We start from the raw sequence: 16,756 nt of genomic DNA, 5'->3' as shown, positions 1-16,756 counted from the left end.
CGTGCCAGAGGGATCCCCTCCCCGCAGGCGGGCCAAAGCAGACTTGAGCAACTCCAGAGCTTGGGCACAGGATGGCGCGCATGACACAGGGACGACAGGGACGACCGCTGCTCAACCGCCGCCTTGCCGGATTCGGCACGACGATCTTCGCGGAGATGTCCGCGCTGGCCGCGCGGACCGGCTCGATCAACCTCGGCCAGGGCTTCCCCGACACCGACGGCCCCGAGGAGATCCGGGAGGCGGCGGTCCGGGCGCTGCGCGCCGGCCACGGCAACCAGTACCCGCCGGGCCCCGGCGTCCCGGAACTGCGCACCGCCGTCGCCGACCACCAGCAGCGCTTCTACGGCCTGACCTGGTCCCCCGACACCGAGGTCCTGGTCACCACCGGGGCCACCGAGGCGATCGCCGCCGCCCTGCTCGCCCTGGTGGAGCCGGGCGACGAGGTCATCGCGTTCGAGCCGTACTACGACTCGTACGCCGCGTGCATCGCCCTGGCGGGCGGCGTCCGCGTCCCCCTCACCCTCCGCGCCCCCTCCTTCCGCCCGGACCTCGACGAACTGCGCGCCCTGATCACCCCGCGCACCCGCCTGCTGCTGCTCAACTCACCGCACAACCCGACCGGCGCGGTGCTCACCCCCGAGGAGCTGAGCCGGATCGCCGCCCTGGCGGTGGAGCACGATCTGCTGGTCGTCACCGACGAGGTGTACGAGCACCTCGTGTTCGAGGGGGCCCACCACCCGATCGCCGCCCTCCCCGGGATGCGCGAACGGACGGTCTCCATCTCGTCGGCCGGCAAGACGTACTCGTACACCGGCTGGAAGATCGGCTGGGTGACGGCCGCCGAGCCGCTGGTGACCGCCGTGCGCTCGGCGAAGCAGTACCTGACGTTCGTGAGCGGGGGCCCGTTCCAGTACGCGATCGCGGAGGCGCTCCAGCTGCCCGACACGTTCTTCACGGAGTTCCGCGAGTCCATGCGCCGCAAGCGCGACCTCCTCGCGGAGGGCCTGCGGAGCGCGGGATTCCGGGTCTACGAGCCGCAGGGCACGTACTTCGTCACCACCGACATCTCCCCGTTCGGGACGGAGGACGCGTACGCCTTCTGCCGCGCGCTCCCCGAACGCTGCGGCGTCGCCGCCGTACCGAACTCGGTCTTCTACGACGACCCGGAGGCGGGCCGCAGCCAGGTCCGCTTCACGTTCTGCAAGCGGGAGGACGTGCTGGAGGAGGCGGTGGAGCGGCTGCGGCGGCTGGGCTGAACGCGACGGCGGCCCGGGCGGTGGTCGTGGTGACCGCCGCCCGGGCCGCTGCCGTGGTTCGGGAGGTCAGGCCCCCGGGGACTCCGTGCCCTCGGCGTCCGTCTTGTCCTCGGCGGGCGCGAGGCCCAGGTGCTCCAGGAGCCACTTGTCGAACTCGATCGAGGCGCGCACCCAGCTGACCGTCGAGGAGACGAAGTGCTCCAGGCTGACGCCGGTGCCGATGAGCATCTGCGCCTCACCGATCAGCCGGACGGAACCCTCCTCGCCGTCCTCGCCCTCGTGGGCGTGGGCGTGGGTGTAGACCTTGGGCCACAGGGTGCGGCGGTTCCAGTCGTCGATGGCGTCCAGGAGGACGGGACGCTGGTCGAGCGCGTGCGGGCGGTCGTAGAACGTACGGACCGAGAAGACCTGCTGCTCGTCCTCGCCCCGGAACATGAAGTACGTCCGGAACTCTTCCCACGGAGCCGCGAGGTCGCCCTCGTCGTCGACGACGTACTTCAGCTCCATCTGGTCGAGGAGCTGCTTGACGAGGTCCTGGTCAGGGACGACGGGGCCCTCCGGTCCTGCCGCCTGCGGTTCGGGCTGGCCCCCGAAATTAGGAATCGAGGACGGATCGATGCTCACCGTTATTTCCCTTCGTGCGGTTGCGGCCATCCTCCCCCATGGCGGGCGGGGCATGGCAAGCCCGGGCGGCCCCTATCCGCCACAAGCTGACACGCGGCTCGCCAGGACGGGGGCCGCAGGGCGTTTGCCCACAGCGTGTGACGGAAAACGTCCCGCTGTTACGAGGCGGGGCCGACGAGGAGCCCGTCCTCGCCCCGGTCCACCCGTACGGTGTCGCCGTCCCTGATCTCGCCGGACAGGATCTCCTTGGCGAGCCGGTCGCCGATCGCCGTTTGGATGAGGCGGCGCAGCGGGCGCGCCCCGTACGCCGGGTCGTTGCCCTCCTCCGCGAGCCAGGCCAGCGCCTCGGGGGTGACGTCGAGGGTGAGCCGCCGGTCGGCCAGCCGGGCCGCGAGCCGGTCGACCTGGAGCTTCGCGATATGCGCGAGCTCGTCGCCGGACAGGGCCGAGAAGACCACCAGGTCGTCGAGCCGGTTGATGAACTCCGGCTTGAAGGAGGCCCGCACCGTCTCCAGCACCTGTTCCTTCTTGACCTCGGGCTTGACCAGGGGGTCCATCAGGAACTGGCTGCCGAGGTTGGAGGTGAGGATGAGGATGGTGTTGCGGAAGTCGACCGTGCGGCCCTGGCCGTCGGTGAGCCGGCCGTCGTCGAGGACCTGGAGCAGGATGTCGAAGACCTCGGGGTGGGCCTTCTCCACCTCATCCAGGAGGACGACGCTGTACGGGCGGCGGCGGACGGCCTCGGTGAGCTGGCCGCCCTCCTCGTAGCCGACGTAACCGGGCGGCGCGCCGACGAGGCGGGCGACGCTGTGCTTCTCGCCGTACTCGCTCATGTCGATGCGGATCATGGCCCGCTCGTCGTCGAAGAGGAAGTCCGCCAGCGCCTTGGCCAGCTCGGTCTTGCCGACGCCGGTGGGCCCGAGGAAGAGGAACGACCCGGTGGGCCGGTCGGGGTCGGCGATCCCGGCGCGCGTACGGCGTACGGCGTCGGAGACGGCCCGCACGGCCTCGCTCTGCCCGATCAGCCGCTTGCCGAGCTCGTCCTCCATCCGCAGCAGCTTCTGCGTCTCGCCCTCCAGCAGCCGGCCGGCCGGGATGCCGGTCCACGCGCCGACGACGTCCGCGATGTCGTCCGGGCCGACCTCCTCCTTGACCATGGTGTCCTTGGAGGCTTCCTGCTCCGCCTCGGCGGCCTCCTCCAACTCCCGCTCCAGGCCCGGGATCTCCCCGTACAGCAGCTTGGAGGCGGCGTCGAAGTCCCCGTCGCGTTGCGCTCGTTCGGCCTGGCCGCGCAGTTCGTCCAGGCGCTCCTTGAGCTCACCGACCCGGTTGAGGCCCTGCTTTTCCTTCTCCCAGCGGGCGTTGAGGCCGCGCAGCTCCTCCTCCTTGTCGGCGAGGTCGCGGCGCAGCTTCTCCAGGCGCTGCTTGGAGGCGGCGTCGGACTCGTTCTTCAGGGCCAGCTCCTCCATGCGCAACCGGTCGACGGAGCGCTGGAGTTCGTCGATCTCCAGGGGTGAGGAGTCGATCTCCATACGGAGCCGGGAGGCGGCCTCGTCGACCAGGTCGATGGCCTTGTCGGGGAGGAAGCGGGAGGTGATGTAGCGGTCGGAGAGGGTGGCCGCCGCGACCAGCGCCGAGTCCGCGATCTGGACCTTGTGGTGGGCCTCGTAACGGCCCTTGAGACCGCGCAGGATCGCGATGGTGTCCTCGACGGACGGCTCCGCCACCAGCACCTGCTGGAAGCGGCGCTCCAGCGCCGGGTCCTTCTCGATGCGCTCGCGGTACTCGTCGAGGGTGGTCGCGCCGACCATCCGCAGCTCGCCGCGGGCCAGCATCGGCTTGAGCATGTTGCCCGCGTCCATGGCGGAGTCGCCGCCCGCGCCGGCGCCGACGACGGTGTGCAGCTCGTCGATGAAGGTGATGATCTGGCCGTCGCTCTCCTTGATCTCGGAGAGGACGGTCTTGAGGCGCTCCTCGAACTCGCCGCGGTACTTCGCGCCCGCGACCATCGCGCCGAGGTCGAGCGAGACCAGCCGCTTGTTCTTCAGGCTCTCGGGGACGTCGCCCTTGACGATGCGCTGGGCGAGCCCCTCGACGACGGCGGTCTTGCCGACGCCGGGCTCACCGATGAGCACCGGGTTGTTCTTCGTCCGGCGCGACAGCACCTGCACGACGCGGCGGATCTCCTGGTCCCGGCCGATGACCGGGTCCAGCTTCCCTTCGCGCGCGGCGGCCGTGAAGTCGGTGCCGAACTTCTCCAGGGCCTTGTACTGGCCCTCCGGGTCGGGTGTGGTCACGCGACGCCCTCCCCTGCTCGTCTCGAATGCCGCCAGCAGCTTCTTGGCACTGGCCCCCTGCCCGTCGAGGATCTCACCGGCACGCCCGCCCTTGGCCGCGACGCCGATGAGCAGGTGCTCGGTGGAGAGGTACTCGTCGCCCAGCTCCTTGGCCCGCCGCGCCGCGTCCTGGATGACGGCCAGCAGCTCACGGTTGGGCTGCGGCGGGGCGACGGTGGAGCCGGTCACGCTGGGCAGGGCCCCGAGCAGCTTCTCGGTCTCGGCGCGCACCGTGGCCTGATCGGCCTCGACGGCGGCGAGCAGGTCGGTGATGTTCTCGTTGTCCTCACCCGCCAGGAGCGCGAGCAGCAGATGCCCGGGGGTGAGGTCGGGGTGCCCGTCCTTCACGGCCCTGTCGGTGGCCGCGTTGATGGCGTCCCGGCTCTTGTTGGTCAGCTCGGCGTCCACGTGTGCTTGCTCCTCCTCGCTGCTGGGGGTTCCTTGATGTGCTCAACGTGCACAAAGTTGAGTCTATTCCACTCAAGGCCGCGCGGCAGCCGTTTTCAGCCGCTGTTTCACGGCTCCGGCCCCCGGACCGGCAGGGCCCGGCCCCCGTACCGGCAGGGCGACGCACCCTCCGTACCGGCAGAGTGACGCCCCCCGTACCGAGTGAACCGGCCACCGCGACCGTCCGCCACCGCACCGGCGCGCCGCCGCCTACGCTTCACCCATGGCAGACGTACGCAACCCCAGCCCCGAGTACCTCGCGTTCTGGCGCGAATACCACCTCTGCACCCTGACGACGCTCCGCCCGGACGGCACGCCCCACGTGGTGCCGGTGGGCGTGACGTACGACCCGGAGGCCGGGGTGGCGCGCGTCATCACCAACAAGGGCAGCCGCAAGGTCGCCAACATCCTGGCCGCGGGCCCGGAGGGGGCGCGGGTCGCCGTCTGCCAGATGCACCGGGCCCGCTGGGCGACGCTGGAGGGACGCGCGACCATCCGTACGGAGCCGGAGGTCGTCGCGGACGCGGTGAGCCGCTACGCGGAGCGCTACGAGCGCACGCCGCAGCCCAACCCGGACCGGGTGGTCATCGAGATCGCCCTCGACCGGGCGCTCGGCAGGGCCTGACCGGGCCTGCGGCCGGGGCGGACTGGGGCGGGCCCGGGCCGGGGCGGGCCCGACCGGGTCTGCGGCCGGGGCGGCGCGACGGTCCCGGACCAGGACAGCACAACGGCGCCACCGTGTTCAGGTCACGGTGGCGCCGCTGTGTGGGGGAAGTGCCGGAGCGACAGGTGACGACGGGGGAATCGCTCAGGCACTGCGGGGGGTGGCGGAAAGGGGTTCTGCGTCGAACAGCTCGTGGTCCCGCTGGTCGAGGTTGACGAAGATCATCCCGTAACGGACGGCGCAGCGGACCGGCTGCGGCGCGCCCCGGGGACGCCGGAGGCAGCGATAGGCGCGGACGTCGTCGTCCTCTTCCATCACGACGACGATCGGCTCTCCGAACAGGGTGACCATCAACGAGTCGCCACGGCGGGTCAGTGCCGTGAGCAGATCGATGAAATGCCACCCTGAGCGATAGGCGGTTGCCATCTCGCGCCGGAAGGTGCGGTCGTCCGGCGGCGTGGTCATGCGCGGTCCTTTTCGGTCGGGGCGAAGTCCCACGCCCTGTCGGTGGGATGCGCCGTCGCTTGACGCGCCCCTGCCTGCCCTGTGGGAGCCGAGTCCCAGACGACGTCACCCGGCTTGGCCGCCTTCGACCAAGCTTGGGCTGCCTGATGAGGTGTGTCGTCTCGGATCTGTTCCGAGGCACCGAACGCCCCGAACGCGAGCCCGGCGGAGAAGGCCACCGCAAGCACCGAGCGAAGCATTTTCTTACCCATAGTCCGCTTCGTCCTTACTTCCAAGGTTTCCTCTCCCCCGCACCACAAGACGATGGCCCATCAAGGCACGTCAAACCACAGAAACGATGCATCATGTTCCTGCTGATGCATGTTCCTGGGGGGTGGAGAATTGACCACGGATGGGAAAAAAGCGACACATCCCCACTCTGTCAGCACTTTGTGCGACGAGGGGGCGCGGCTCTACGCCAGTGCGCTGAGCGTGGGGAAGATAGCTCGCGACGAGGCGGAAGCCGCTCCCTGCCTGCTGGAATTCGCCCTGCTGCACCCCGACCCGGGCGACCCCACCTGGCTGCGGCCCGTGCCGGCGTTCGCGGCGCTCACGCAGCGGCTCCACCCCATCGAGCGCGAGATACAGGAGCGCCGGCGCCTCTCGATCGAACTCACCAAGGCGTTCGAACCCTTCATGGCCGTCAGCGCCCAGACGCCGCCGATCAACCACGCGATCACAGTGCTCGAAGGGATCGACCGGATCAACGCCTCCATAAAGCTCGCCATGGCCGAGTGCCACACCGAGGTCCTCACGATTCAGCCGGGAGGCGGACGCAGTGAGGACACCCTGAACATGGCCATGGAACGCGGCAACATGCTCATGCAGCGGGGGGTGTCAATGCGCACCCTGTATCAGCACACCGCCCGCCACAGTCACGGGACTCTCAACTACGCGGCCCGCATGGCGGAAAGCAAAATGGAGATCCGGACCCTCGAGGAACTCGTGGAACGCCTCATGATCTTCGACCACACCGTTGCGTTCATTCCAGCCACGGACGACCGAAAAGTCGCTCTCGAACTGCGGCACCCGGCCATCGTCAAGTACCTCGCCAAGGTATTCGAGCAGTTCTGGCGACGAGCGGTCCCGCTCCAGGAGCAGATTCCTTACGACCCCGGGCCGGAGGGAATCTCCGGTGTACGCCACTCCATCGCCAAACTGCTGGTCGAGGGCCATGTCGATGAGGCCATCGCCCGCCGCCTCGGCATGAACGTACGCACCTGCCGCTCCCACATAGCCAAACTCAGCGTCGCGCTCGGCAGCAACAGCCGGGCTCAACTCGGTTATCTGATCGCACGGTCAGGAATCCTGGAATCAGGATCCTGACCGTGCGATCGGTCCCCCCGTGCGGTAACCCGGGCGTGACTGCGCAATGGGGGAGAGCACAGCCAACGCCCAGGTTGTGCCGGGAGAGTTCCCGGCTCTCCCGACAGGTCAACACTCCCCCCACAACTACTCTGGCACCACCGTCCACTTGTTGCACTGCACAAAGCAGGGGGATCCCAAATGGTCACCGATGAAGGCAGATTGGGACATCGTCCGCACGGAGGAACCGAGTTGTGCGACGCGGCGCTCCAGCTGTACGAAGTGGCTTTGCACGCGGGACGCGTGGCGCGAGCCGAGCTCACCGCCGCCCCCTGCCTCATCGAGCTGGCCCTGCTCCACCCCGACCCGTGGGACGACGCGTGGATGCGTCCCGTGCCGCCGTCCGCCGCCCTGGCCAACCTGTTGCAGCCGGTGTCCCGGGAGATCGACGAACGGCTTCGCCTGGCCGCCTCCTTGAGCCAGGCCCTGATACCCCTGACGGCCGTCGCCCACGACAACCCCAACCTCGCGATCACCGTGCTCGAGGGAATCGCGACCATCCAGGCGTCCATCAACGAAGCGACCACCACCGCCACCGATGAGGTCCTGACGGCCCAACCCGGCAGCGACCGCCCTTTCGGCACCCTGCAAGTGGCCCTGGCCAACGCCCACACCGCCATCGCCCGCGGAGCGCGGATCCGGCACATCTACCAGCACCCGGCCCGCTACAGCAGCTCGGTCAGGGACTACCTGGCCCAGGTGCCGGCCCAGCACCTTCAGGTGCGTACGACCGAACTCACCGTCGAACGGCTGATCATCATCGACCGGTCGGTGGCCTACATCCCCGCCTCCGCCGACCGCAGCTCCGCGCTGCGCATCAGCCATCCGGCCCTCGTCTCCTATCTCATCCAGGTCTACGAAGTCCTCTGGGCCCAGGCCGTCCCGCTGGCCGACAACCATCACACGGCCGCACCCAACGCCCCGGTCACCGCCGTCCAGCGCAGCATCGCCCGCCTGCTCACCGAAGGCCACGTCGACGACGTCGTCGCCCGCAAGATGGGCATCAGCGTCCGCACCTGCCGCTCCCACATCGCCAAACTCATGCAGACTCTCGGAGCCACCAGCCGCACCCACCTCGGCGCACTCCTCGTCGAATCGGGCATCGTGGAGGCGACGGCGTCCGGGCACTCTCCTCCCGCCGCCGATCACTAGGGCCTGTCGTCAAACCGCCGTCGAGGGGCGTACCGAGACCGCCAGGGGATCAACAGATGTGCACAACGCCGGACGCCGGCACCATGGACACCACCACCGGGCTGTGCGAGCCGGCCATGAGGCTCTACTCGACGGCTCTGCGGGAAGGCGGCATCCCGCGAACGGACATCGCCCAGGCGCCGTGCCTCCTCCACCGGGCGCTGGTCTACCCCGACCCGCACGACGAAGGATCGATGCGCCCGGCTCCGGCGTCGGCCGCGCTCGCGCGACTGCTCAAGCCGTTCGCCCGCGATGCCTTCGAACGGCTCGACGCCGCGGCCGAGCTCGTCGACGCCCTGATGCCGCTGGTGGCCATAGCCGACCACGCCCCGAATCCCGCGATCACCGTCATCGAGGGGCGCGAGCGCGTCGTGGCGGCACTCGCGGAGGCGTCCCGCACGGCCCGGCACGAGGTCCTCACGGCGCAGCCGGGCGGCAACCGCCTGGTCAACAACATGCGTCAGGGGCTGACGAACGCCCGTGCCGTCATCGCGGCCGGCGGCCGTATGCGCCACCTCTACCAGCACCCCGTCCGCTACAGCCCGCGCTTCACGCAGTATCTGGACCAACTGCCCCCGGGCCACCTGGAAGTACGGACCATGGAGCAGGCCATCGACCGGCTGATCGTCTTCGACCGGAGGGTCGCCTACATCCCCGCCGCCCCCGGCGACGACGGCGCCCTGCAGATCTGCCACCCCGCACTCGTCCGCTACCTGGTCCACGTCTACGAGGTCCTCTGGGCGCAGGCGACCCCGTACAACGAGCCGCTCCCGACCACGACTCCCGGGGCCCCGGTCACCGCCGTCCAGCACAGCATCGCCCGCCTCCTCACCGAAGGCCACGTCGACGACGTCATCGCCCGCAAGATGGGCATCAGCGTCCGCACCTGCCGCTCCCACATCGCCAAACTCATGCACACCCTCGGAGCCACCAGCCGCACCCACCTCGGCGCACTCCTCGTCCGGTCCAACATCGCCAGGGCGAACCCGTGCGAGCCCCTGACGTGAGCCGGCGGCGCTCCCGGATACGCGCCCCGCACCCACGCGCCCACGGCTAGCCTCTGGTCGAGGAGGACAATCGACGGACAGAGGGGGTATGGGATGGCTGCGAAGGCGGTATCAGGCACGACAGGCCACCCGCGGGCGTCTCGGACGGACCGCCCGCCCCGTTCCCGGCACAGTCCTCACACCGCCGAAGCGCTCTGCGAGCCCGCGGTCCGGCTCTACACCGCGGCGGTCCGAGAGGGCGGGATCCCCAGGTCCGAGCTGACTCCCGCGCCCTGCCTCCTCGGCCTGGAACTGCTCCACGCCGACCCGCACGACGACAGCCGGCTGATTCCCGTCCCGGCGAACACCGTGCTCACCAAGCTGCTGAGCCCTCTCGCCCGCGACCTGGCCGAGCGGCTGGCCTCCTCCACCGCGCTGATCAACGCCCTGACCCCGCTGGCGGCGGCCGTCCCGCCGGCCTCGGGCGTCGGCCGCCCGACCGACGCGGCCGACCCCGCCATCACCGTGATCAGCGGGAAGCCGGCCATCCAGTCCTCCATCGAGGAAGCCGGGCGCGGGGCCATGAAACACATCATGACCCTGCACCCCGGCAGCAAGCGCCCCGCCCAACTCCTGGAACAGGCGAGGAAGAGCGCCCTGCCGCCCCTGCAACGCGGCGTATCCGTACGCCACATCTACCAGCACTCCGCGCGCTACAACCCGAACCTGAAGCACTACGTGGACCGGCTGCCGTACGAAGGGCTCCAGATCCGCACCATGGAGCAGACCGCGGAGCGCCTCTTCATCTTCGACCGGGTCGCGTTCATCCCCACCACCCCCGAACGCGACGTGGCCCTCCGCATCGCCCACCCCGCCCTCGTCCGCTACCTCACCCACGTCTACGACGTCCTGTGGGCCGGAGCCACCCCCTTCGGCGAACCCCTCCAGACGTCACTGCCCGACGCCCCGGTCACCGCCGTCCAGCACAGCATCGCCCGCCTCCTCACCGAAGGCCACGTCGACGACGTCATCGCCCGCAAGATGGGCATCAGCGTCCGCACCTGCCGCTCCCACATCGCCAAACTCATGCACACCCTCGGAGCCACCAGCCGCACCCACCTCGGCGCACTCCTCGTCCGGTCCAACATCGCCAGGGCCGACCAGTACGGGCCCTGAAGGGGCCGTCACGGGCCCTGACGAGCCGGCCCGCGGTCCCCGCCCGGCCCCGACCGCCCCGCTCCCCGCTCCCCGCTCCACAAGGTGCACTGCAACAAGTTGAGGGTCCCCAACCCGCCGAGGGTCCGGCATCGTGGCGACGACCGGATCGCACGTCATCACGAACCGGGCCGCCGACCGGACTCCCCGGCCTCCGCGCTCGCCGTGCCGAGAGCCCGCGCGGCAGCGATCCGGCTCACCACCGCAGGGGGAACCGTGATCCACGCCTTACTGGCAACGGACGACATGCACTTCCACGAGCGCGTCCGGGCGCGGTTGGAGCGGACCGGCCGCGTCGCCGTCACCGCCTGGAGCCGACCGGACTTCGTCCTGCCGAGCGTCGCCGTCCACCGGCCGGACGTGATCCTGCTGGACGCGCGGGCGGGCTGCGCCGAGCCGCTGCGCAACCAGCTCCATGTGTTCAGGGAGCTGGCGCTCCACCAGAGGTTCGCCGTGTTCGCCGAGCCGGACGACGCGGCCATCGCGGAAGTCGCCCGCGCGAACGGACCGGCCGGCCTCATCGCCCCCGGCTGGGACGGCCCGCGGCTCGCGGCCGCCCTCTCCCTCGCCGCCGGCGACGAGCTGCCCCCTGCGGTCCCGGCGGGTCCGGAGACCCACGCGCGGCGGGGCCGAAAGAGCGTGAACGCCCTCCCGGCCCCGCCGCGCGAAGAACCGCTTCCTACTCCGCAGACCGCTTCTGCTTAGGCCGCCAGACCACCAGCGCGCTCGTCTGCTGCACGTCCTGGTACGGAACCAGATCGCGCCGGTACGAGGCGTGCACCTGGGCCTCGCGCTGCTGCATGGCCACCGCCGCGCCGTCCACCGCCGCCGAGAGCTCGGCGACGCGCTGCTGGAGCGCGGCCACCTGGTTCTCCAGCTCGATGATGCGCTTGATGCCCGCCAGGTTGATGCCCTCGTCCTGCGACAACTGCTGCACGGTGCGCAGCAGTTCGATGTCACGGGCCGAGTAGCGCCGGCCGCGTCCGGCCGTACGGTCCGGGGAGACCAGGCCGAGACGGTCGTACTGGCGCAGCGTCTGCGGGTGCAGGCCCGAGAGCTGGGCCGCGATCGAGATCACGTACACCGGTGATTCATCGGTCAGCTGGTACGGATTGCGTCGACGGCCGTCCATCTCAAGCTCCCTTCGCGGCCTGGAACAGTTCCGCCCGCGGGTCCTCGTCCGCGGTCGCCTTTCGGTAGGTCTCCAGCGCGTCCCTGGCCTCCTGGCCGAGGTCCTTGGGGACCGCCACCTCCACGGTGACCAGCAGGTCGCCGCGGGTGCCGTCCTTGCGGACCGCGCCCTTGCCCCGGGCGCGCATCGTACGCCCGTTGGGGGTGCCCGCGGGCAGTTTCAGGGTGACCGGGGGCCCGCCGAGGGTGGGCACCTTCACCTCGCCGCCGAGGGTCGCCTCGGGGTAGGTGACGGGCACGGTGACCGTGAGGTTGTCGCCCTTGCGGCCGAAGACGGGGTGCGCGCCGACGTGGACGACGACGTACAGGTCGCCGGCCGGTCCGCCGCGCTCGCCCGGGCCGCCCTTGCCGCGCAGCCGGATCCGCTGGCCGTCCGAGACGCCCGCCGGGATCCTGACCTGCATGGTGCGGGCCGACTTCGCCCGGCCGCTGCCGTGGCAGACGTCGCAGGGGTCCTGGGCGATGAGGCCCCGGCCCTTGCAGTCCACGCACGGGTCGGTGAGCGAGAAGCCGCCGCCGGTGCCGCGCGAGACCTGGCCGGTGCCGACGCAGGTCGGGCAGACCCTGGGGGTGCCGTTCTTGTCGCCGGTGCCCGAACACGCCTTGCAGGGCGCCTGGCTGGACATCCGCAGCGGGACCGTGGCCCCGTCGACCGCCTCGGTGAAGCTGAGCGTCACCTCGGACTCGATGTCCTGGCCGCGCCGCGGCTGTACGCGGGTGCCCGCGCCGCCCCGGTTGAACAGCCCGCCGAACACGTCCCCGAGACCGCCGCCGCCACCGAAGCCGCCGCCCGCGCCGCCCTGGTTGCCGCCCGGTGCGCCCCCGCCGAAGAGGTCGCCCAGGTCGAAGTTGAAGTTGCCGCCGGCACCACCGGGACCGGCGCGGAAGCCACCGTTGCCGAAGAGGGCGCGCGCCTCGTCGTACTCCTTGCGCCGCTTGGCGTCGCCGAGGACGTCGTTCGCCTCGGAGATCTCCTTGAAGCGCTCCTCCGCCTTGGCGTCACCCTTGTTGGCGTCGGGGTGGAACTCGCGGGCGAGCTTGCGGTACGCCTTCTTGATCTCGGCGTCGGTGGCGTCCTTGGGGACGCCGAGGACCTTGTAGTAGTCCTTCTCGACGAAGTCCTTCGTGCTCATCGACGTCCCTCCTTCCGGACGATCGGCGCGGCGGCCGGCCCGTGGGCCGGCCGCCGGGCCGGTCGGTGTGCGCCTTGGCGGTCGGACGAAATGTCGTCAGACCTCCTCGGTGCCACCGCTCTCCTCGTCGTCTGTCTTCTCTTCCTTGGCCGCCGCGGGCGTGGCGCCCGGCTGCGGCTCGGCGACGGCCACCCGCGCGGGGCGGATGGTGCGCTCGCCGATGCGATACCCCGGCTGGAGGATCGCCACGCAGGTCGTCTCGGTGACGTCCGGCGCGTAGCTGTGCATCAGGGCCTCGTGGATCGTCGGGTCGAAGGGCTCGCCCTCCTTGCCGAACTGCTGGAGGCCCAGCTTGGCGACGACCGTCTCCAGCGATTCGGCGACCGACTTGAAGCCGCCGAGCAGCTCGCCGTGCTCCCGTGCGCGGCCGACGTCGTCGAGCACGGGCAGGAGCTCGGACAGGAGGTTCGCGACGGCGATCTCCTTGACCGTGACCCGGTCGCGCTCCACGCGGCGGCGGTAGTTCTGGTACTCGGCCTGGAGCCGCTGGAGGTCCGCGGTGCGCTCACCGAGCGCGGTACGAACCTGGTCCAGCTGGGCGGTCAGACCGGCGGTCCGGTCAGTGTCGGTGTCCCCGGCCGGGGCCGCCGCCTCCTCCTCGGAGGGTGCGGCAGCCTTCGGCTCGGCGTCATCAGGGGTGGCGCCGGAGGGGACGTCGGGCTTCTCCTCGAAGCCCGGGGTCTCCTCGGTCACGCCGCACCGCCCTTGGTGTCCTTCTCGTCGTCCACGATCTCCGCGTCGACGACATCGTCATCGGCCTTGGCCTGGCCGTTGCCGCCCGGAGCCTCGGCGCCCGGCGTCGCACCCTCGGCCTGGGCGTTGGCGTACATCGCCTGGCCCAGCTTCTGGGAGACGGCCGCGACCTTCTCGGTGGCCGTACGGATCTCGGCGGTGTCCTCGCCCTTCAGCTTCTCCTTCAGCTCGCCGACAGCGGTCTCCACCTCCGTCTTGACGTCCGCGGGGACCTTGTCCTCGTTGTCCTTGAGGAACTTCTCCGTCTGGTAGACGAGCTGCTCGCCCTGGTTGCGCGACTCGGCGGCCTCGCGGCGGGCGTGGTCCTCCTCCGCGTACTTCTCGGCCTCTTCGCGCATCCGGTTGACCTCGTCCTTCGGCAGCGAGGAGCCGCCGGTGACGGTCATCTTCTGCTCCTTGCCGGTGCCGAGGTCCTTGGCGGCGACGTGCATGATGCCGTTGGCGTCGATGTCGAAGGCGACCTCGATCTGCGGCACCCCGCGCGGGGCCGGCGGCAGACCGGTCAGCTCGAACATCCCGAGCTTCTTGTTGTACGCCGCGATCTCGCGCTCGCCCTGGTAGACCTGGATCTGCACGGACGGCTGGTTGTCCTCGGCCGTCGTGAAGATCTCGGAGCGCTTGGTCGGGATCGTGGTGTTGCGCTCGATGAGCTTGGTCATGATCCCTCCCTTGGTCTCGATGCCGAGGGACAGCGGGGTGACGTCGAGGAGCAGGACGTCCTTGACCTCGCCCTTGAGGACACCGGCCTGGAGCGAGGCGCCGATGGCGACGACCTCGTCCGGGTTCACGCCCTTGTTGGCCTCCTGGCCGCCGGTCAGCTCCTTGACGAGCTCGGCGACGGCGGGCATACGGGTGGAGCCGCCGACGAGAACGACGTGGTCGATCTCGGAGAGCTGGATGCCCGCGTCCTTGATGACGTTGTGGAACGGGGTCTTGCAGCGGTCCAGGAGGTCCGCGGTCAGCTGCTGGAACTGCGAGCGCGTGAGCTTCTCGTCCAGGTGCAGCGGGCCCTCGGCGGACGCCGTGATGTAGGGCAGGTTGATCGTGGTCTCGGTCGAGGACGAGAGCTCGATCTTGGCCTTCTCCGCGGCCTCGCGGAGACGCTGGAGAGCCATCTTGTCCTTGGACAGGTCCACGCCGTGCCCGTTGGCGAACTGCTTCACCAGGTAGTCGACGACGCGCTGGTCCCAGTCGTCACCACCGAGGTGGTTGTCACCGTTGGTGGCCTTCACCTCGACGACGCCGTCACCGATCTCCAGGAGCGACACGTCGAAGGTGCCGCCGCCGAGGTCGAAGACCAGGATCGTCTGGTCGTCCTTGTCCAGGCCGTACGCCAGGGCGGCGGCGGTCGGCTCGTTGACGATGCGCAGGACGTTGAGGCCCGCGATCTCACCGGCCTCCTTGGTCGCCTGACGCTCGGAGTCGTTGAAGTACGCCGGGACGGTGATGACCGCGTCGGCCACCTTCTCGCCCAGGTAGGACTCGGCGTCCCGCTTCAGCTTCTGCAGGATGAAGGCGCTCATCTGCTGCGGGTTGAAGCCCTTGCCGTCGATCTCGATCTTCCAGTCAGTGCCCATGTGGCGCTTGACGGAGCGGATCGTCCTGTCGACGTTGGTGACCGCCTGGCGCTTGGCCACCTCGCCGACGAGCACCTCGCCGTTCTTGGCGAAGGCGACGACGGACGGCGTGGTCCTGGCGCCTTCGGCGTTGGTGATGACGGTGGGCTCGCCGCCTTCGAGAACGCTGACGACGGAGTTAGTCGTGCCCAGGTCGATGCCGACCGCACGTGCCATTTCAATTCCTCCAACTGACTACTTGAGTGGATCTGACTCAAGAATGCATGACACTCGCCCCAGAGTCAACAGACCTGAGTCGAGCAGACTCAACTTAAGTGCCCGCCCCCGCCGCCACCGGCCTCTCCCCGCTCCCCGGCCACCCCCACAGGCACCCCACTGGAGCACCCGCGCACGCCACACCCCTCGCGCACCGCCCAACCCACCATCCCACCGTGGGATCGTTCTGTCACAAAATGCCGCGAGACGGTCGCAAACACCATCGATCGGCACACCATCGGACTCCGAACCCCGGGCGGGCGCGATGCGGAACGCGAGACAGCGGCGCGTGCGGCAGAAGAACCAAAGGAAGAAGCAGCAGAGCCAGAGCCGGAGCAGGCAGGGTCAGGGGAAGCCGGGCCGGAGCCAGAGCCGGAACCAAGACCAAAAGAAGCAGTCGCCACCACAGCCACAGGCACAGCCACAGCCACTGTCGCCATCGCCGTCGCCGTCGCGGCTCCAGCACCGGCAGCCATCGCCGGCCCCCACACAGCCCCCACCGCGGCCGGCCCCACCCCAGCCCACCCCGACCGGTACCGCCAGGGGCCACTTCCCCTCCCGCCCCGCCGCACGCATGGCGGGCCTCACGGACCGGGCCGAGGGCTTCGCGGCCCGCTTCATCCCGCGCCCGTCCGCCGAACGGGTGCTGGACCTGACCCTCGGCACCGCCCTCCTGCTCGCGACCGCCCCCGCCGTCGCCGCGGGGGCCCTCGCCCTCGCGGTCCGGCGGGGCCCCGGCAACGTATGGGAACGCGACGCCCGTACGGGACTGGGGGGCCGGGTCTTCACCCTGCGCACCCTGCGCACCCGCCGGCTCCGGCTCGACCTGCTCTCCCGGCTCCCCCACGTCGTCCGGGGCGAGCTCTCCCTCGTAGGACCGGCTCCGCTGCCCCCCGGCGACGCGCGCGCCGCGTGCCCGGGGGCCCGGCAGTGGCGGCAGGAGGTACGGCCGGGGCTGACCGGGCCGGCACAGGTGCGCGCCCGCTCCGGCATGCCGTGGGACGACCCCGCCCTGCTGGACCAGCACTACGCAGAGCACCATGGAGTGGTGCTGGACCTGGCGATCCTCGCGGAAGCCGTACGCGAATCCCTGCGGACGGCGTTCCACGGGGCGCGCCCAACCAAGGCACACCTGAGCGACACAGATCACCGCTCGCCCGGCTACAGCGGGGTGGAATAAGTGGATAGTGTCAGCACAG

15 protein-coding genes are annotated in these 16,756 nt (G+C 70.3%); 8 read left to right on the top strand and 7 right to left on the bottom strand.

Annotated elements, in window-relative coordinates; translation table 11 throughout:
• Positions 1 to 80 precede the first annotated feature (80 nt).
• Positions 81 to 1,256, top strand: a complete 1,176-nt coding sequence (locus ACLJPL_RS05520) for a pyridoxal phosphate-dependent aminotransferase (protein WP_411079552.1) — start codon at positions 81 to 83, stop codon at positions 1,254 to 1,256.
• 66 nt (positions 1,257 to 1,322) lie between these two features.
• On the opposite strand, the gene ACLJPL_RS05515 is transcribed toward ACLJPL_RS05520, so the two are convergent.
• Positions 1,323 to 1,880, bottom strand: a complete 558-nt coding sequence (locus ACLJPL_RS05515) for a YbjN domain-containing protein (protein WP_411079551.1) — start codon at positions 1,878 to 1,880, stop codon at positions 1,323 to 1,325.
• Positions 1,881 to 2,038: 158 nt separating this feature from the next.
• The gene (gene clpB, locus ACLJPL_RS05510) at positions 2,039 to 4,624 is read right to left on the bottom strand and encodes an ATP-dependent chaperone ClpB (RefSeq protein ID WP_411079550.1); all 2,586 of its coding nucleotides are present in this window, start codon (positions 4,622 to 4,624) and stop codon (positions 2,039 to 2,041) included.
• A 262-nt stretch (positions 4,625 to 4,886) separates the two neighbouring features.
• On the opposite strand from clpB, the gene ACLJPL_RS05505 reads away from it, so the two are divergent.
• Positions 4,887 to 5,288, top strand: a complete 402-nt coding sequence (locus ACLJPL_RS05505; protein ID WP_411079549.1) for a pyridoxamine 5'-phosphate oxidase family protein — start codon at positions 4,887 to 4,889, stop codon at positions 5,286 to 5,288.
• Positions 5,289 to 5,471: 183 nt separating this feature from the next.
• Here ACLJPL_RS05505 and ACLJPL_RS05500 read toward each other — a convergent pair whose 3' ends face one another.
• Positions 5,472 to 5,792, bottom strand: coding sequence for a (2Fe-2S)-binding protein (locus ACLJPL_RS05500; RefSeq protein ID WP_411079548.1), 321 nt, complete (start codon positions 5,790 to 5,792; stop codon positions 5,472 to 5,474).
• A 360-nt stretch (positions 5,793 to 6,152) separates the two neighbouring features.
• On the opposite strand from ACLJPL_RS05500, the gene ACLJPL_RS05495 reads away from it, so the two are divergent.
• The 5 genes from ACLJPL_RS05495 to ACLJPL_RS05475 all read left to right on the top strand — a co-directional run bounded on the left by ACLJPL_RS05495 (position 6,153) and on the right by ACLJPL_RS05475 (position 11,293).
• Entirely contained in the window at positions 6,153 to 7,157 is a 1,005-nt protein-coding gene (locus ACLJPL_RS05495) for a helix-turn-helix transcriptional regulator (protein ID WP_411079547.1), read from the top strand.
• A 180-nt stretch (positions 7,158 to 7,337) separates the two neighbouring features.
• The gene (locus ACLJPL_RS05490; protein ID WP_411079546.1) at positions 7,338 to 8,348 is read left to right on the top strand and encodes a LuxR C-terminal-related transcriptional regulator; all 1,011 of its coding nucleotides are present in this window, start codon (positions 7,338 to 7,340) and stop codon (positions 8,346 to 8,348) included.
• A gap of 56 nt (positions 8,349 to 8,404) precedes the next feature.
• Positions 8,405 to 9,394 (top strand): LuxR C-terminal-related transcriptional regulator, encoded by a 990-nt coding sequence (locus tag ACLJPL_RS05485; protein WP_411079545.1) that lies wholly within the window; start codon positions 8,405 to 8,407, stop codon positions 9,392 to 9,394.
• 93 nt (positions 9,395 to 9,487) lie between these two features.
• Complete coding sequence (locus ACLJPL_RS05480; protein ID WP_411079544.1) at positions 9,488 to 10,549, top strand: helix-turn-helix transcriptional regulator; 1,062 nt, start codon at positions 9,488 to 9,490, stop codon at positions 10,547 to 10,549.
• 255 nt (positions 10,550 to 10,804) lie between these two features.
• Entirely contained in the window at positions 10,805 to 11,293 is a 489-nt protein-coding gene (locus ACLJPL_RS05475) for a hypothetical protein (protein WP_411079543.1), read from the top strand.
• Here the strand turns inward: ACLJPL_RS05475 and ACLJPL_RS05470 are convergent.
• The 4 genes from ACLJPL_RS05470 to dnaK all read right to left on the bottom strand — a co-directional run bounded on the left by ACLJPL_RS05470 (position 11,268) and on the right by dnaK (position 15,518).
• Entirely contained in the window at positions 11,268 to 11,720 is a 453-nt protein-coding gene (locus ACLJPL_RS05470; protein ID WP_411079542.1) for a heat shock protein transcriptional repressor HspR, read from the bottom strand. The genes ACLJPL_RS05475 and ACLJPL_RS05470 overlap by 26 nt on opposite strands.
• Position 11,721: 1 nt before the next feature.
• Entirely contained in the window at positions 11,722 to 12,912 is a 1,191-nt protein-coding gene (dnaJ, locus tag ACLJPL_RS05465; protein WP_411079541.1) for a molecular chaperone DnaJ, read from the bottom strand.
• Between the two features lie 96 nt (positions 12,913 to 13,008).
• On the bottom strand, positions 13,009 to 13,665 hold the full coding sequence (grpE, locus tag ACLJPL_RS05460; protein WP_411079540.1) for a nucleotide exchange factor GrpE: 657 nt from the start codon (positions 13,663 to 13,665) through the stop codon (positions 13,009 to 13,011).
• The gene (gene dnaK / locus ACLJPL_RS05455; RefSeq protein WP_411079539.1) at positions 13,662 to 15,518 is read right to left on the bottom strand and encodes a molecular chaperone DnaK; all 1,857 of its coding nucleotides are present in this window, start codon (positions 15,516 to 15,518) and stop codon (positions 13,662 to 13,664) included. Before dnaK ends, grpE begins: the two co-directional genes overlap by 4 nt.
• A gap of 613 nt (positions 15,519 to 16,131) precedes the next feature.
• Here dnaK and ACLJPL_RS05450 point away from each other — a divergent pair.
• A complete protein-coding gene (locus tag ACLJPL_RS05450; RefSeq protein WP_411079538.1) occupies positions 16,132 to 16,737 on the top strand; it encodes a sugar transferase in 606 nt (201 codons plus the stop codon).
• Positions 16,738 to 16,756 lie beyond the last annotated feature (19 nt).

This window comes from Streptomyces sp. cmx-18-6 (assembly GCF_046548915.1).
Classification (GTDB): Bacteria; Actinomycetota; Actinomycetes; order Streptomycetales; family Streptomycetaceae; genus Streptomyces.
Note: the sequence above shows the minus strand (reverse complement) of the source record. Positions and strands in the feature narration are given on the sequence as shown.

Bases quoted from the DNA above. Each gene is read 5' to 3' on its own strand.
- ACLJPL_RS05450 (WP_411079538.1), top strand. From the start codon at position 16,132: ATGGCGGGCCTCACGGACCGGGCCGAGGGCTTCGCGGCCCGCTTCATC.
- ACLJPL_RS05480 (WP_411079544.1), top strand. From the start codon at position 9,488: ATGGCTGCGAAGGCGGTATCAGGCACGACAGGCCACCCGCGGGCGTCT.
- ACLJPL_RS05520 (WP_411079552.1), top strand. From the start codon at position 81: ATGACACAGGGACGACAGGGACGACCGCTGCTCAACCGCCGCCTTGCC.
- ACLJPL_RS05490 (WP_411079546.1), top strand. From the start codon at position 7,338: ATGGTCACCGATGAAGGCAGATTGGGACATCGTCCGCACGGAGGAACC.
- ACLJPL_RS05500 (WP_411079548.1), bottom strand. From the start codon at position 5,792: ATGACCACGCCGCCGGACGACCGCACCTTCCGGCGCGAGATGGCAACC.
- dnaJ (WP_411079541.1), bottom strand. From the start codon at position 12,912: ATGAGCACGAAGGACTTCGTCGAGAAGGACTACTACAAGGTCCTCGGC.
- dnaK (WP_411079539.1), bottom strand. From the start codon at position 15,518: ATGGCACGTGCGGTCGGCATCGACCTGGGCACGACTAACTCCGTCGTC.
- ACLJPL_RS05485 (WP_411079545.1), top strand. From the start codon at position 8,405: ATGTGCACAACGCCGGACGCCGGCACCATGGACACCACCACCGGGCTG.
- ACLJPL_RS05505 (WP_411079549.1), top strand. From the start codon at position 4,887: ATGGCAGACGTACGCAACCCCAGCCCCGAGTACCTCGCGTTCTGGCGC.
- ACLJPL_RS05470 (WP_411079542.1), bottom strand. From the start codon at position 11,720: ATGGACGGCCGTCGACGCAATCCGTACCAGCTGACCGATGAATCACCG.
- ACLJPL_RS05495 (WP_411079547.1), top strand. From the start codon at position 6,153: ATGTTCCTGGGGGGTGGAGAATTGACCACGGATGGGAAAAAAGCGACA.